The sequence below is a fragment of the Streptomyces sp. NPDC032126 genome, assembly GCF_055580085.1.
In genome coordinates this window covers 106,899-122,872 of the sequence record NZ_JBVIMA010000010.1, presented here as the reverse complement: position 1 = coordinate 122,872, position 15,974 = coordinate 106,899, and the positions used below count along the sequence as shown (strand labels likewise).

Genomic DNA, 15,974 nt, shown 5'->3' with positions numbered 1-15,974 from the left:
GCGGTCGCGGGGGCTCAGGTGACGAAGAAGAGCCCCGCGTCGCATCCGGCGGGGGTGTACTCCTCCAGCCGGGTGCGCAGGTTGTCCTCGCGCTGCGGCTGGAAGAGGTGGTGCAGGGCGCCGGGCTCGGACCATTCGGCGCCGCCGCGGCGGATCTCGTCGGGGCAGTCGTCGGCGAGCCGTACGTAGTCGGGCGAGCCGTACCGGGTGGCGGCGAAACGCGGCCGCACCCGGCGCGGATCGCCGGAGTGGTCGGGCTCGCAGTGGTACCGGGGCGGGGTCGCGGAGAGGGCGCTCGGCAGCCAGCAGAAGCGCAGCGAGCCCTCGTCGCGTCGCTCCACGAGGACCGCGCCGTTCAGCAGGCAGTTCTCCACCACGTCGATCGCGCGGACGCGCAGACCTCCGAGGACGGTGGTGCGGCGGGCCGTGAGCACGATGCCGGCGGGGCCGCCCTCCGGCGCGCCGATCGCCGTCGCCTCGGGATCGTTGGCGTCCACGACACTGTCGTGGATCTCGACATGGTTGTCGCGGCCTCCCTCGACGGACAGGGCGCCGATCACGCTGTGGTGGATCTGGACGCGCACCGGACTGTCGACGATCTCCAGGCCGGGCGACCCCGGCGCCAGCGGCGCGCCGTGCTCCTCCAGCACCCAGCCCGGTACGAACGTGCAGTGCCGGACGACCAGACGCGCCACCGCGCCCCGCACCCGCACGACGCCGCCGGTCACCAGCAGCCCGTCCAGGTCGAGCCGCGCGGTCGGCCTGCCGCTGCCCGTGATGGTCAGGGCCCGCCGCCGGTCGCCGCCGCGCCGCCCGCCCAGCCGGACGACGGGCCGCACCCCGTCCGCGGCGCGCAGGACGAGATGGTCGCCGGGGTCGAGGCGGATGTCGGTCAGGTCCTCCTCGATCTCGTTGGCGGTGATCTCCACGATCACCAGCGTCTTGCCGCCGTGCGCCCGCTTCCCCGCGCGCCAGCGGTCGAGCGCGTCGGCGATGCTCGCGTGGTCCTCGCCGGGACCCACCCGGTAGCGCTCGGCGCCCCGCAACGACACGGGTTCGGGGCGCGGGTACTCGCCGCCGCCGAGGTCACCGGAGAACGCGTGATGGTACGTCACCCGCACGCCGTGCGCGGGAGCCGTGCCCGGCGCCAGCGCGAGCCGGCCGAGCACCGGGTCGACGGCGACCTGCCCGTACTCGGGGCGATAGCTCCAGTCCGTCAGGTCGGCGGCGACGATCCGGTCCAGCGGCACCACATCGCCGGCGTCCGGGCCGGTCCACACGCACAGGCTCCTGCCGGGCCCGTAGAAGTCGTAGAGCCGTTCGGCCAGGGCCCTGCGACCGATGGGCTCCGGCACGTTCGTCTCGTCGGCGACATGGGCGCTCGACGGCTCGGGCACCGGGGCCGTGTACAGGGGTGTGTCGATGGCGAGCACGTTGAAGGTGTAGCAGGCCCGGTCCCGGTCCAGACAGTACGCCGGGGCCCGTGTCACGGAGTACGTGCGCAGCCGCCACAGGTGCAGGCCGACGGACCGCACGCCGTAGCGGCCGCGGCGGCGGGTGGACCCGGCGCGCGGCACCTCCACGGTGTGGGCGCACCCGTCGAACGGGCCGTCCAGCCGCTCCAGCGCCCCCGCGCGGCGCACGTCCACCAGCGCGCCCCGCGCCGCCCTGCGGCGCGCGTCGGCGGCGTCGGTGCCGTAGCGGCGCACCGGCTGGGTGACGCTGAGCAGCCGCTGGTACTCGACGACCCGGGCCGGCCACCCGGCGACGCCGGACGCCAGGTCCTCCAGCAGGGCCAGTGTGCCCTTGCGGCGCCGGTGCGTGACCGTGTCGGCAACGTCGCGGCGCGGCACGGCGGCGGCCGGCAGCCCGGTGGCCCGGGAGGCGTCGTCGGACAGGGCGGCGGCGATCCGGGGCAGGATCTCGTAGCCGACGAGATCCCCGAGATACGGCACCACCCAGTCGTCGCAGGTCTCGATGAACCAGTTGTCGTAGAGCCGCTCGATGTCCTCCTGGACCACCGCCACCTGCTCGGCGACGACCGTCAGCAGCGCCCGCAGCGGGCCGCCCCGTTCCTCGTCGCGTCGGCGGTGCACGGCGGGCAGCAGCGCGTACAGCTCGTCCGGGGTCATGGAATCCTCCGCAGGATCAGGGTCCCGGGCACCGCCGGGTCCAGCAGGACGAGTTGGGCGGGCCGCAGTACCAGCCGCGGGGGCCGCCGCTCGGCCGGGTCGGACGGGGCGCGGCGGTCGAGGCGGACCGTGGGGGACTGCGCGGTGTCGACCGCGGCCGCCGGACCGTCCGTGCCGTCCGCCGGGGGCAGATCGCGCACCGGGCGCTGCCCCGCGGCCAGGGCGGGCACGACGGACGCGACCGAGGGATGCTCCGCGAACCGCACCACGTCGGCCGGGTCGGCGCCCTCCGGGATGCCGCCGAAGGCGTCCACCCGCACGAAGTCGACGCCCGGGACCGTGTGCGCGGCGGCGACGACGGCGCTCAGATACACCGGGCGGGTCAGCCGCGCCTCCGCGAACCCGAGCCGGGCGGCCAGCGCCGCACGGACCGCCGCTTCGACCTTCTCCGGCAGATGCCCCGGGGTCGTGCGGACGCCGAGCATCAGCACCAGCCGGACCCGCTCGCACGGCTCCACCCGCACCGGCAGCGTGGGGTCGCCGTACCGCCGCAGGGCCGTGCGCAGACCGGCGAGCAGCGCCGAGGAGGAATCCAGCGGGGCGTCGTCCGCGGCGGCGACGGTGACGTGCAGCACCGGGCGGCCGCCGTCCTGGCAGCGCCGCGCGATCGCCTTGGCGATGCCCGCGAAGGCCCGCGCGAAGGACTCGTAGTCGCGCACCGACACCAGCCGGTCGAAGGCCGCCAGCCGCAACGGGATCGCCTGCCGCAGCTGCGCCGGCCCGTCGGCGTCGGCCCCGCCGGTCGCGGGCAGCGGGTTGGTGACCGCACTGACGCCGAGCGGCCGGCTCACCACCTGGCTGATCCGCCCGGCCGCGACATTGCCGGCGCGCCCGCCGCCGACGCGGTAGCGGGCGGTGACGTTCTCCGTGCCCGAGGGCAGCCGGGCGCCGCGCAGACCGTCCCCGAACTCCACAGCCGCCCTGCCGTCCGGGCCCGCGCGCAGCTGGAACACCCGGTCGACCGGACCCGCCTCGCCGAGATCGGCGGTGCGCTGCCACGCCACGCCGTCGACGCGGACGGTCAGCGCCTCCTCGCCGCCCTCGGCGGTCGCCGACGGCAGCCACACCAGGGGGCCCTGCCGCAGCGGCAGCACCTGGCCGGCCCGGCCCGCGTCGCCGCTGCCGAGGATCTCGGTCACCGTCTCGCCCGCGGTCGCCGGGACGACATTGCCGTGCACGACGACGGTGTCGCGCCGGTAGCGGTGCGCGAGCGGCGCGGTGAGCAGCAGCGTCGTGCACACCCGGTCGGTGAAGGTGTGCCGCACCGAGCCGAGGACGGCGAGCTCGCTGCCCGGCACGCCCGGGCCGGCCCCGGGAACGACGTCCGTGCGCTCCCCGGAGACGATGAGCGGCCGCCCGGGGGTGAGGCCCTCGAAGACGCCGTCCAGCGTCAGCGAGTCGCCCGCCACGTCGTCCGGGTCGGGCCCGGCGGCCAGGACGAGGGGTTCGCCCGCGGCCCACACGGTGGTGGCGCGCCGGGCGGCGATGTCGTCGCAGTCGTCGGTCCACGGCCCGGCCAGCCCGAGCCGCGTCACCCGTACGGCGTCCTGGTCGTTGGCCACCGACAGCTGTCCGACCTCGGTGACCCGCAGCAGACGGGTGCGGGAGCGGCCCGTCACCCGGACCGCGATCCAGCTGCCCGCCTCGATCTCCTCGTGCACCGCGTCCAGCAGCAGCACATCGGGCGAGAGCGGGGCGCTGCCGTCCGGTCGCGGCCGGGCGGCGGCGCGCAGCAGCGCTCTGACCCGGTCGTCGCCCGGCATAGAGGCGCCCAGCGGGGTCGTCGTGATCCGGAAGCGCCGCACCCGCGGCCGGTCGGCGGCCGGCACCGAGACGGCGGACAGCGCCTCGTACAGGGACGCCGTGAGACCGGGCCGGTTGCCCGCCAGCACCCGGGGCAGACCGTCGGAGCCGGCGCCCAGCGCGTCGGCGACGGCGGGCGGCGTGCGCGGCGGCGGCTCGCCCGGGCCGAGCGCCCGCAGCAGCGGATCCACGGCGTGCAGCACGGGGCGGCCGGGGGCGTCGAGGTCGCGCCGCAGCGGATCCACGGCCGGCGGCACCGGGCGGCCGGAACCGCCGGGGGCGGGCGCCGCCTCGGGTTCCTCGACCAGGCGCCGCACGGCGTGCCGCACGGTCGCGAGCCGGACGGCGGCCCGCGCGGCCAGCGCCTCCGCGTCGACGTCCCCGCCGACGTCGGCGAGCCGCTCCCGCAGCTTGCGCAGCCTGCGGTCGAGCCGGGCCGCGAACGTGTCCGGGTCGCGCAGCTCCCCGGCCCGGTCCCGCACGTCCCGCAGCAGCGCCAGCAGCTCCTCGAAGGGGCCGCGCGAGGGCGCCCGGCGGGCGGCGTCCTCCATGTCCTCCCGCAGCGCCTCCACGGCGCCGTCCAGCTGCCGGGTCGGGTCCGGCACCCGCAGCCGTACCGCGGTCCGCCCCAGCGTGGGGTCCGGTGCCACCTCCCCCACCACCCGGGTCATGTTCAACCGGGCGTCGGGATACAGGAACAGCAGGCGGTCACCGGGGCGCAGGGCCTGCTGGATCCCCTCCACGTCGACGGACGCCGTGGACACGGCGAGCGCGGCCGGGAGGGCGGCCGGGCGGGTGGTGCGCACGGGCAGCCGGTTCCACTCGGCGCGCGCGGAGAGGTCCTTGGCGGTCTCGAAGACCAACGGCAGCCCGCCGGGCTCCGGCTCGGCGCGCACCTGCGAACCGGCCGGCACGACGCAGGCCGTGCCGGGGTCCAGCGTGTAGGCGAGGTGGGCGGCGGCGGCCAGCGCGGGGCGCGGCCGGTGACCGACCAGCCGCCCCAGCCGCACCAGGGACTCGTGTTCGGTCGCGGTGCGCAGGAACCCCTCGTTGGCGATCCGCTCCTGATAGAAGGTCAGCACGTCGGCGACCACCGCCCAGGCGTCCAGCAGGGCGATCGACGGATCGTCGGGCTCCCTGGTGGTGAGCGCGGCCAGCGGCCCCCGGTCCGTCCGGGACAGCCGCGCCGACATCGCGTCCACGAACTCCCGGTGCGTGCCCACGCGATACGACAGCGCGGGCAGGCCGGGGCGGTTCCACACCGGCGTCGGGGGCGGCTCCGGCTCGGTCATCGTCCTCCTCTCAGCCGCAGCACCAGCTGTCCGTTCTCCGGGCGGGTGACATCGCCGTCGAGCCGCGGGATCTCCAGCGGCCGCAGACGCAGTTCACCGGAGGGCGGCACGTCCGGGCCCGCCTTGTCCGCCCCGGACAGGTGGAGCCTGCGCAGCCGGGTGACCTCGGCGTGCCGCACACCGGGCACGGCCATGCAGACGGCCACCAGGACGCTGGCCCGCACCGGGGTGCCGAAGGTGAGCGCCGAAGGGGCGAAGAAGCCGCCGTACTCCGGCAGGAAGCGGCGTTGGAGCGCCTCCCGCACATCGGCGGTGACGTGGTGCGGGTCGACCAGGACGTACATTTCCACGTCGAGCGGCACCAGATGGGCGGGGCGGGTGACGACCTCGTGGCCGATGCGCCGGTAGCGGTGCAGTGCGGCGCGTACGTCGTTCAGCAGCGCCGGCGACGGCACGGCGGCGCCCTGGGGATCCACGGCCACGTCGGCCTCGTACCAACTGCCGGTCCAGCGCAGTGTGGCGGCGGCGCGCTGCACGCCGGGGTGGTCCGCGGCGAGCGTGGCGTAGTCCTCGGCGGTGACGGCGCGCAGCAGCGTGCGGAAGGGGGCGCGCGGGGCGGCCACCCGGACGTCCGCGACGGGTTCGGGTTCGGTGCCGCCGGTCGCCGGCACGGGGTTGCGCACCCGGGTGACCAGGCCCGCGAGGCCTCCGTCGCGGTGGGCGATCCGGTTGACCGCCTCGCTGCCCGCGTTGCCCGAACGGCCGTTGCCGACGCGGTAGACGGCGCGCAGCCGGGTGCCGGGGGCCGGTGCCCGTCCGCAGCGGTCGTCGCCGAAGCGCAGGGTGAGCACGCCCTCGTCGTCGGCCTCCCCGACCACGTGCCGGTCCCGGGGGCCGCTGTCCAGCAGGTCCCGGCGTGGAACCCAGCGGGCGTCGGCACCCTCCGCCTCGACCAGCTGGAGCGCGGGGAGCGCCTCGCGGGGGTCGGGGCGCAGGGCGGTGCTCGCCGGGCCGTGCAGGGCGGGGTTGGCGGGGTGCAGCCCGCCGGCGGCCCGGGCACCCCAGGTCTGCCGGATCTCCCAGCCCTCGGCGGGGTCGAGCACGTATCCGGACCGGGCACGGCGGGCGAGCGTCTCCAGGCGGCGCAGGCGCGGGGCGAGGACGTCGTCGAAGCGGGACAGGAGCCGGGCGGCCCGGCGCCGGTCGTCGAGGCCGGAGCTGCCGAAGAGCGCTTCCAGGAGTTCCACGTCACTCGGTTCGAGCCGGTCGATCCCGTGGTGCAGGTCGCGCAGCAGGTCCTGGGCCCGGGTGGCCAGGCCGGCGAGATGCCGGGCCTGGGCGGCGGCCAGATCGGCGGGGCGGGGGTGCGGCGGGGAGAAGGTGACGGGGGCGCCGCGCACCGCCGCCCTGAAGCGGCGGGTGCGGTCCACCGTGTCCGGCACCTCGACGATCTCGTCCGTGTCGCCGTCCGGCAGCCAGGTGTTCTCCAGGCCGTGCTCGACGAGGAGGGCGTTGCCGCGCGCCACCACGGTCGCGCCGTACCGGCCGTCGGGCCCGGGCGGGTTGCGCACCCACAGCGGGAAGGTGAGCGCGTCCTCCTCGGCCCAGGCGATCTTCACCACCGCCGTTCCGGTGGTGGCGTCCTCGTCCGCAACGACACGGGTGAGCCGGACGGCCTGACGGTGGCCGGGGTCGGGCGCGCCGCCGTCGGGGGCGCGCAGCTCCTCCAGGACGAGCAGGTCACCGGGATGGAGATCCAGCTCGCGGTCCTCGTCGAGGAGGGCGGCCCGGGTCGTGCCGGCGGGCAGCGCGAACCCGTCCCGCCCCCAGCCCCACAGCGGGATGGCGTTGTGCTGGGGCCGCAGCTGCGTCTCGCGGCGCTCCAGCGGCCGGTAGACCGGATACGCCCCCGAGGCGAGTTCCGCCACGGACATCTCCGGTCCGCCCGCCGGACCCGGCGGGTCCTCCGGCAGGGCGGCGAACGCCAGCTGGTCCGTGCGCACCCGCAGCGGTCCGGCCGTCTCCACGCACACCACGGTGCGGGCCGCGCAGCCGTCGTGCATCGGGTAGCCGACGAGGCGCGCGTGCCGCCGCACCGAGGTGCGCAGCCGCGCGGTGTCCAGATACGCCTCGGTGGCGACGGCGTCCTGCTGATAGCTCAGCCGGTCCCCGACGTGGGCGAGCAGCTCCACCAGGGTGACCCAGAGGTCGGGGACGTGGCGTTCCGTCCAGCGCGGCACCGTCAGCGACAGCCGCTCCAGCAGGAGCCGGCGGAAACTGGCGTAGTCCTTGGCCAGGTAGTCGATGGCCGGCCCGGGCGGGCCCGGCGGCGGGGTCGCGCCGGGGGCGTCCTCGGGGCGGCGGGCGGTGGGGCGCAAGGAGAAGTCGGCCCGGTCGTGGGCGCCGTGGAAGCCGTGTCCGAGCACGCGCAGCCGATAGGTGGAGTCGTCCACGGGCCGGTCCAGGACCAGCCGGAACCGGTGCGGTGCCCCGGCCCCCTCGGACGCCGGGAACTCCTCCGAGTCCTCCCCGGGGCCCTCCGGTTCCTCCGCGCTCTCGCGTACGACCCGCAGCACACGGATGCCGACGACCCGCTGTCCGCCCTCGATGACGAACCGGGTGCGGTCCACGAACCCCGGGAGCACCCCGGTGAAGGTCACGGTCAGCGTGCGCCGGTCCGGATGCGCCCGTACCTCCTCGATACGGGCCGGGCCGCTCCGGCGCGGATCCGCCACGGTCATGGGCCGCTGCCCCCGCTCACGGTCAGGGTGCGGTTCTCCCCGGTGGCCGTCAGGACGTAGGCGACCCGCACGTGCAGGGTCGCCTCGTCCGCGGTCACGGTGAGGTGATCCACGGTGAGGAGGTCGCCGAGCCAGCGCTGGAGGGCGGCGCGGGCGGTCATCTCCAGGGTGGCGGCGAGTTCGGGGCTGTTCCCGGCGAAGACCAGGTCGAGCAGGCCGCAGCCGAAGTCGGGCCGGTTGACTCGCTCGCCCGGGCTGGTGAACAGGACGAGCTCGACCATGTCCCGGACGTGGTCGGCGTGGGCTGCCGCCGCGGTGCGGCCCCGGGCGTCCACGTGATAGGGGAAGGCGATGTCCACGGCGCTCACATCCCCTGGACCCGTGGCTGGACCGCCAGCACCAGCGGGGGATTGGGCGGCGGCGTGCCCACCCCCATCGCCGGGCCGGGGCTGACGGGAGGAGTCGGCTGGAGCAGGACCGGCAGCCCGTTGACGAACACCCGTGTGGAGATGTTCAGCCACACGATGCTCGTGCACGGCGGCGCCCCGAGCGTCATGGCCGGGAAGCCGCAGCCCGCCACCAGGAAGGTGTCGGCGCTGGTGGCCACCGGGTTGGGGCCGACCAGAACGCGTTGCTGCGCCGGCGCGGGAATGGTCACCATGCCGGGCGGATGGGCGCACATCATCAACGCGCCGAAGTGGAGCAGCAGTCCGGGCATGACGTCCTCACAACACCGTCAGGGCACCGCCGTTGACGGTGACCTGGGGGCCGACGAGCTGGAGTGTGGCGAGCCCGGGCCCGCAGGAGATCTCGATCGACACCTCGTTGATCTTGATGAACGGACCGTTCTCGCCGTGCAGTTGAAGCTTGATCCCGCCCGAGGGGCCGGGCATGTCGCTGATCACCAGGGCGTTTCCGGTGGGCGTGGCCAGCACGATCTGCGGGACACCCGGCGGCGTCGACTTCGCCGCCGACGGCACGTCCCCCGACCCGCCCCGCCGGAACCCCACCCACACGGCCCGCTCCGGGTCCCCGTCGAGGAAGCGCACCCACACCCCGGAGTCCGGCGGCGGCACCACGTACATGCCGCAGTCCGAACCGGCCAGCGGGGTCAGTGGGGCGGCCCACACGGGCGCCTCGTCGCCCAGCACCTCCGGAACCCGCACCAGGAGCCTGCCGACCCCCGTCGGGTCCACGGCGGACACCACGACCCCCTCGTACAGGCCGAGCCAGGCGTGCGTGCGGTGCGTGTGATGCGTCTGCTCCGTGGTCATACGGTCACCACCTGGGTGTCGGCGCCGAGCCCGTCGCGGACCAGCGTGAAGTGCTGCTTGAACGTGTCCCGGGTCAGGTCGTGGGTCACCCGGGCCACCAGATAGCGCCCGTCGTACGCCGCTCCCGCCCCGCGTACGCCCACCAGACCGTGGGCGGACAGGACATGGCCGTAGCGCAGGACGTCGACCGTCCCGCGCCCGGTGACGGCGTCGGCGGCGACCACGCGGCCGAGCCCGGCCAGCAGGGTCCGGGTCAGGGAGCGGCCCGTCTGCCCGGTGAGCGCCCCCGCGCGCAGAGCCTCCGCCGGGCGTGCCGCGAGGGGTCCGCGCAGCGCGAGCGGCTCCGGCGCGGAGGCCTCGGAGGCGGTCGTGGAGGGCGGTTCGAGCCGGTACGTGCCGTAGCCGGACGCGGCCAGCCCGTCGAGGGAGAACGTCAGCTCCTCCACGTTGTCGGCGGCACCGCACCCGGTCGTCAGGGCCGGCTGGAGGGCCCCCTCGCGGCGCTGCGGCCCCCAGTAGGCGGTGCTGACACCCGGGGCGGGCCCCGGTTCGAGGTGGAAGACATGGCCGACGTCCGCCGCCATCGACCGCAGATACGCGAGATCCGTGGACACCTGCACCGGAATGTCGATCAGCGGATTCGGCTGGTCCGCGAGCACCGGCGCCACCGCCTTCGGCGCGATGCCGTACTGCGCGTACGGGGCGCACACCGCTGTCGCCCGCAGATGCGGCGCGAGCCCCGGGTACGTCCGCCGCACATGCCTCAGATCCATCAGCAGCGACAGGTCCTCGCCGGTGACCACGAGGAACGACGCCCCGGGAGCCCGCGCCGCGTGCACCTCCTGATGCGTGATCACGCCGTCCACGAGCACATGACATCGGCCCGCGAGCACTACGGCGACCACGACCCGCTTCTTCGCGTAGAGAGCCCCGTCCGGTCCGACCGCCCGGGCCAGCGGCGAACCCGGGGCCAGCGTGAACGTCAGCTGGAAGCCGCTCGTCGCCCCGCTGGCCACGGTGATCCGCGCCCCGTGCAGGGCGTCGACGAACGCCGCCGGGGCCGGCGCGGGCACCGTGTCGCCGAGGAGCAGCATCACCTGCGGGCTCTGCGTCATCACAGCGCCCGTTCGCCGCCGACGGCCGCCTCGGCGGGCAGCGTGATCCGCAGCCTCCGGCCGGGCACGGCCGTCAACGCGTCCGGCCGCACCGCCCGGTTGGCGTCGGCGATCCGCCACGACTGCTCCGGGTCGCCGTACCGCCGGGCGGCGATGAGGTCGAGCCGTTCGCCGGCCGCGACGACGTGCTCGCCGACGACCGTCAGCTCCTCCGGCCGGGGCAGGAACCGGCGGCGCAGATGCGCGACGGTACGGCCGTCCGGGAAGGTGTGGGTGGTGGTGGGGACACCGTGGTATCTGCTGCTGGGCTCGAACATGCCGACCTCCTCCGGGAGTTGGGGCGAGTGCGGGTGTGCGGTGTCGCGGCGGGGGGCCTAGCCGCTCGGGTATCCGACGGTCGCCGGGCCGTAGGCGACGGCCGCCGCCAGGCGCTCGCGGCCCTGCTGGTACTGGAGATAGAGACCGCCCGCCTTGTGGCTGAACCCGACGTCGTCGACGGTGAGGATCCGTACCGTCAGCGCCACCCGCGCCCGGATCGGCGTCAGCTCCCCGTCGTACGCCTCCTCCGTCACGTCGATGTCCAGCATCCGCACCGGCAGGACCCGCCGCGGCCCCAGCACCAGGACGGACAGCGGGGCCTGCGCCGGGGCGATCTCCAGGATCCCCTGACCCGCGAGGTCGTTCTGCCGGGTCAGCTGGGCGCTCGTCGGGGTGACGGCGCTCTCCAGCGCGGACAGCGTGGCGAACAGACCCGTCCCGGGAGGCGGCGCCGGGGTGGTCTTCGAGGCCACCTGGTCCACGGCGTCGAAATCCGCCTCGATCCGGAAGGTCTCCCGGGCCGGCCCCCGCAACCGCAACGCCTCCAGCCGGTCGCCCGCGTCGGCGCCGACGCCGTACGGCTGGAGGCTGCGGGTGATGCTGTCGGGGTTGTACTGGAAGGGCATGACCCGCAGCACCTGGCCCTGCTCGGGGTCCAGGAAGACGAATCCGCCGCGGCGGGGGGCGGGAGTGGTCATGGGGTGGGGCTCCTTCCTTCGGAGCGCGGTGCGGCCGCCGCCCGGAGCGCGTCGTGGACGGCCCGCGCGATCCGCCGGGCGGGGGCGGCGAGCGCGGAGTCGGTGCGGGCGGCGTCGGTAGGGGTGGAGTCGGTGGACGTGGGGGAGTCGTCGAGCAGCAGGGCGAGTTCGGCCTCGACGGCCGCGCACAGCGCCGTACGGGACGGGGGGCCGGCCGCGTCCCACACCAGCCGCCGGATGCGCAGTTCGACCCGCGGGGCCGCCGTCATGTGATCACCAGCGCCGCGTCGGCGTCGAACCGCCCGGCCTCCACATCGACCAGCGGACTGTCCACCCCGTCCACCCGCAACCGCAGCGGATAACGCCCCGGCGCACCCGCGGCCAGCCGGAACCGCAGCGTGCGGGTGGCCCGCGTGAACGGCTCGGCGGGCACGGGCCGGTCCGCCACCAGCAACTCGGCCCGCTGACCGGGCTGTACGGCGGGCGCGCACTTCACCTCCAGCGCCACCGCCCCCTTCTTGTCCCGCGCGGCGGTCACCGGCAGGGCGCTGGTGATGCGCGGCGCGACGGCGAACTGCCGGGGCCCGGAGGTGCGTTCACCGCCGTCGGGAGCGGTGAGCACGACGACGGCCGTCCAGGATCCCGCGCCGAGATCCTTGTCGAGCGTGGCCCGCACCGAGGCGGCCCCGTCCGCGCGGGCCGGCAGCACCACCGGCCCGCCCAGCAGGGGATGGGTGAGGCGCACGCTGGGCGTCCCCGTCCGGAACCCGCTGCCGCTGAGGACGATGTCGGAGCCCGGGGTCGCGACGGAGGGCAGCACGGCCCGCAGCACCGGCCAGCGCGCGGCCGTCGTCGGCAGCGCCTCGGGCCCGCTCCCGGCCGTGCCGCGCCGCACGACCGGCAGGGGGGCCCGGCCGGGTACGGTGCCGTCGATGAGGACGACCCGTGCCTCGTAGGCGACCGACAGCCGGTAGTCGTGGCCCAGAGCGGCCCACAGCCGGCACATCTCCTCGGCCGTCATCGCCTCGGGGGTGACCTTCACCGGTTCCCGCTGGAGGTGCAGATCGCTGAAACCGGCGGCGGCCTTCAGGGCGTCGGCCCGCAGCTCGGGCCGCTCGTGCAGGGCGGCCATCGCGGCGCCGAGCAGCCGCTCGGGCACGGTGGAGTTCTCGCCGGGGGGCACATGCGGGGTGAACAGGTAGTGCAGGACGAGCGGCAGCGCGGGGTGACGGCTTTCGCCGGGACGCGCGCCCTCGGGGTCGGCGTTGCGCCAGGCGGGGTCGATGCCGGTGCGGTGGAGGAAGAGGTTGAGCACCGGCGGCGGAACATCGCCGTCGTCGCCCTCGGCGGCGAACGCCGCGAGGTCACTCGGGTGCCGCACGGTCACTTCGGCACCGGGCACGGCCCGCCGGACGGCCTCCTCCAGCACGACCCGCAGCGTCTCGGTAACGGCCGCAACAGCCAACGCGTCACTCACGCCCGCCTCCCGAGGTACTCCTCAAGACTCAACTGGGGTGCGCGGTGTGTGGAGCGGGGTTCGTCGTCGAGGGGGCGGGGGGTGGGGGGTGGGCCGGTGCGGACGACGAGGTGGTCGATGGTTACGCGGATGACGGGTGGGGGGGTGGGGGGGTCTGGCATGGGGGGAGGGGTGGGGGTGGTTGGTTGGGGCGCGGGTGGGGTGGGGGCGGCCGCGGTCCGTTGCCGCGTGGTGGTGGGGAGGGTGGAGGGGCTGGTCGGCGCGGGTGCGGGTTCCGCTGCGCGTGCCTCCGTCGGTGACAGGGGGTGTGACGGCGTCGGTGAGGCGGTTCGGCGTGGGGGCGCCGACGTTCGCGCGGGCGGCTCGGCCGGTCTCGCTACGGCGCGGGCGGCATCGGCGAGCGGCGGAGCCACAGCCGGGACGGAGCCTCGGGAGGGTACGCCGTTGTCCTGGCGGGGTGTTGTGCTCGGGCCGAGGTACCGCGCCGAACGACCTTGTGGTGCCGGATCGGAGCCGGGGACGTGCGGTGCGTGCGGTGACGGGGGAGGGGCTGTGGGGCGCTCGGGGTGACCTGACCGTCGTAGGGGCGGCGCATCGGTCGTAGGAGACGGCTGTCCCGCACGTGGCCGTGGGCCGTCGCCCCGTTCAGCACGGCTGACTCGGGTGCGCTCGGACCGTGAGGGCGAGTCACTTGGCCGACGGCGTGCGGGGGCAGCGGGGGCTTCCCGATTGCCGGTCGCGTCGGCGGGGCGCGCGGCGGGCTCTGCGTCGGGGGAGAGGGGCGTTGCGGGCTGGGCTGCCTTCGGGGTGGCGGGGCGGTTGGCCTCGGTGCCGGGCTGGTGGTCCGTGGGGTGCTTGGCTTCGGTGCCGGGCAGGTGGCGTGTGGCCTCGGTTGCGGGTCGCCGGCCTGTGGGGCGGGGGTTGGCATCGGTGGCGGCCCGGTGGTCCGTAGGGCGGTTGGTCGCGCTGCCGGGCCGGTGGCGTGTGGGACTTGTGGCTTCGGGTGCGGCCTGGTGGTCTGTGGGGCGGGGGTCGGCCTCGGCGCCGGGCTGGTGGTCCGTACGGCGGTTGGTCGCAGTGCCGGGCTGGTGGTCCGTAGGGCGCCTGGCTTCGGCGCCGGTCCGGTGGCCGGCGGGGCGGTTGACTTCGGGTGCGGCCCGGTGGGCTGTGGGGTGTACCGCCCGCGTCGGTGTGGGCTGTGCCTTCTTGCCGTCGGCCGGACGGGTGCCCTCGCCGCCGTTCCTGGGCTGTGCGGCCGCACTGTCGCCCGGACGCGCCGCTGCTACGTCACGTCGCGTCGGCTCTACGTCGAACGGCGCCGCGTCCTCCCGGTCGCCCGGACGGGTCTGCTCGCCGCCAACGGCAGGCGCCCCCGAGCCGTCCGCAGCCCGCACCTCGTCCATGTCGGCCGGGGCGATGCGCTCGCCGTCGACAGGGCGCACCGGCGCCGTGCCGGCGCCCGTGGATCCCCTCACGGTGACGTCCCCACGCCCTCCGGCTCCTTGGGCTCCTTCGGCCCGCGGATTGGCCCTACGTCCTTCGGCCCTCTCGGTGCCGCGAGTCACCCGCTGCTCTCCGGTCTCTTCGGTCCGGGGAGTGGCCCGATGCTCTCGGGTACCTTCGGCCCCCCGAGTGGTCCGACGCTCTCCGGCCTCTTCGGCCCGCCGGGTGGCCCGATGCTCTCCGGTACCTTCGGCCCCCCGAGTGGTCCGACGTCCTCCGGCCCTCTCGGCCCCCCGAGTGACTGGACGCTCTCTGGCCTCCTCGGCCCCCCGAGTGGTCCGCCGCTCTCCGGCCTCTTCGGCCCGCTGGGTGGCCCGATGGTCTCCGGTACCTTCGGCCCCCCGAGTGCTCCGACGTCCTCCGGCCCTCTCGGCCCCCCGATCGACCGGACGCTCCCCGGCCTCTTCGCCCCGCTGGGTGGCCCGGCGCTCTTCGGCCCCTTCGGTCCGCCGACTGTTCGGCGCGATGGTGTCTCGTCCGGCCGTGTTGTCGGCCAGACCCTCGCTCCTCGCCTCGCCCGCGAGCCCGTCAGTCCGCACCGTCCCACTGATCGTCCTCACAACCTCGGCCGCGCTCCCGGCCCCGGCCCTCCCCCCGTCCGTAGCCACGTCCTCCGCCGGCTCCTCGACCGGAGCGACCTCGTCGTACGCGCCCGCCCCGGGCAGCAGCACAGGCGCCCCCGCCCCAATCTCCGCCGCTTCACCTTCGACCTCGAAGTCGGCCTCGTACTCCGTCAACCCCACATCACCGCCGGGCAGTCGCCGTGCCGTCGGGTCGAAGACGTTCGGGGCCAGCGGTCGCAGGCGCGGGCCCGGTGCTCGTAGGAGTCGGTCCACGAAGTCGTTCATCCGGTGCTCGCCTCCAGATAGAAGCGCCGCCGCGTCGGACTGATCGCGAGGACGTCGGCCTCCGTCCAGCCGTAGGCCCGGGCGAGGGCGTGGACCTCGTGCAGGAGGCGGTGGGCGTAGCCGGACACGTCGGTCCACAGATGGTCGGCGAGATCGAGGGCCGCGTCCCAACTGTGGTCGCATTGCGGGCAGTTCAGCGACAGGACGGCGTCGGCGCCGGGGTCGAGGTCGGCGAGCCGTCGGGCGATGTCCTCCAGGACCTCGTCGGAGAGATCGTCGGTCGGCGGTTCGACCCGCAGCACGGCCCGGCGCAGCAGGGCCTGACGGGCGCGGGGCGCCGCAGGATCGACCGCGCGGACGTCCCGGCCGGTCAGCGCGCGATAGGTGACCGTCCTGCCGTACGACGTCACCGTCGCCGTGGCGGCCCCCGAGGCGCCACCTCCAGCAGGCGTCAACTCGCCTGCCGTCACGGTGACATCGAGGCTCTCGCCGCACTCCGGGCAGTCCGCCGTGCACGGCAGCGCGTCGCCGAACGCACCGCGACGCAGCTCCAGCAACAGGGAGTTGAGCGCGCTCAGGGGCAGGTCCGCGACGTCCTGTCCGGCCGGCGCCGCCATCGAGGCGAGCAGGAGCGAGCGAGCCGCCGGTGATCCGGTGAGCCCGCTCTCCCACACATCGAGGACGTTCGCCTCGGTCAGTTGCCGCGGCACGCC

General features: G+C 75.7%; 12 protein-coding genes. All 12 read right to left on the bottom strand.

Going from position 1 to position 15,974, the window contains the following annotated elements; genetic code table 11:
• Window positions 1-14 precede the first annotated feature (14 nt).
• Window positions 15-2,132: a hypothetical protein gene (locus ACZ5NW_RS31765; RefSeq protein WP_468747443.1), complete on the bottom strand. Its 2,118-nt coding sequence runs from the start codon at window positions 2,130-2,132 to the stop codon at window positions 15-17.
• Entirely contained in the window at window positions 2,129-5,287 is a 3,159-nt protein-coding gene (locus ACZ5NW_RS31760; RefSeq protein ID WP_468747442.1) for a putative baseplate assembly protein, read from the bottom strand. The genes ACZ5NW_RS31765 and ACZ5NW_RS31760 overlap by 4 nt, the downstream gene beginning before the upstream one ends.
• Window positions 5,284-8,028, bottom strand: coding sequence for a putative baseplate assembly protein (locus tag ACZ5NW_RS31755; RefSeq protein ID WP_468747441.1), 2,745 nt, complete (start codon window positions 8,026-8,028; stop codon window positions 5,284-5,286). Before ACZ5NW_RS31755 ends, ACZ5NW_RS31760 begins: the two co-directional genes overlap by 4 nt.
• The gene (locus ACZ5NW_RS31750) at window positions 8,025-8,396 is read right to left on the bottom strand and encodes a GPW/gp25 family protein (protein ID WP_468747440.1); all 372 of its coding nucleotides are present in this window, start codon (window positions 8,394-8,396) and stop codon (window positions 8,025-8,027) included. The genes ACZ5NW_RS31755 and ACZ5NW_RS31750 overlap by 4 nt, the downstream gene beginning before the upstream one ends.
• Entirely contained in the window at window positions 8,393-8,746 is a 354-nt protein-coding gene (locus ACZ5NW_RS31745; RefSeq protein ID WP_468747439.1) for a hypothetical protein, read from the bottom strand. The genes ACZ5NW_RS31750 and ACZ5NW_RS31745 overlap by 4 nt, the downstream gene beginning before the upstream one ends.
• A gap of 7 nt (window positions 8,747-8,753) precedes the next feature.
• A complete protein-coding gene (locus ACZ5NW_RS31740; protein ID WP_468747438.1) occupies window positions 8,754-9,302 on the bottom strand; it encodes a phage baseplate assembly protein V in 549 nt (182 codons plus the stop codon).
• Complete coding sequence (locus ACZ5NW_RS31735; RefSeq protein WP_468747437.1) at window positions 9,299-10,417, bottom strand: hypothetical protein; 1,119 nt, start codon at window positions 10,415-10,417, stop codon at window positions 9,299-9,301. The genes ACZ5NW_RS31740 and ACZ5NW_RS31735 overlap by 4 nt, the downstream gene beginning before the upstream one ends.
• Window positions 10,417-10,734 (bottom strand): hypothetical protein, encoded by a 318-nt coding sequence (locus tag ACZ5NW_RS31730; protein ID WP_468747436.1) that lies wholly within the window; start codon window positions 10,732-10,734, stop codon window positions 10,417-10,419. The genes ACZ5NW_RS31735 and ACZ5NW_RS31730 overlap by 1 nt, the downstream gene beginning before the upstream one ends.
• 57 nt (window positions 10,735-10,791) lie before the next feature.
• Window positions 10,792-11,433 (bottom strand): hypothetical protein, encoded by a 642-nt coding sequence (locus ACZ5NW_RS31725; protein WP_468747435.1) that lies wholly within the window; start codon window positions 11,431-11,433, stop codon window positions 10,792-10,794.
• On the bottom strand, window positions 11,430-11,702 hold the full coding sequence (locus ACZ5NW_RS31720) for a hypothetical protein (RefSeq protein WP_468747434.1): 273 nt from the start codon (window positions 11,700-11,702) through the stop codon (window positions 11,430-11,432). The genes ACZ5NW_RS31725 and ACZ5NW_RS31720 overlap by 4 nt, the downstream gene beginning before the upstream one ends.
• Window positions 11,699-12,910 (bottom strand): Pvc16 family protein, encoded by a 1,212-nt coding sequence (locus tag ACZ5NW_RS31715; protein ID WP_468747433.1) that lies wholly within the window; start codon window positions 12,908-12,910, stop codon window positions 11,699-11,701. Before ACZ5NW_RS31715 ends, ACZ5NW_RS31720 begins: the two co-directional genes overlap by 4 nt.
• 2,347 nt (window positions 12,911-15,257) lie before the next feature.
• A complete protein-coding gene (locus ACZ5NW_RS31710) occupies window positions 15,258-15,971 on the bottom strand; it encodes a hypothetical protein (protein ID WP_468747432.1) in 714 nt (237 codons plus the stop codon).
• Window positions 15,972-15,974: the final 3 nt, after the last annotated feature.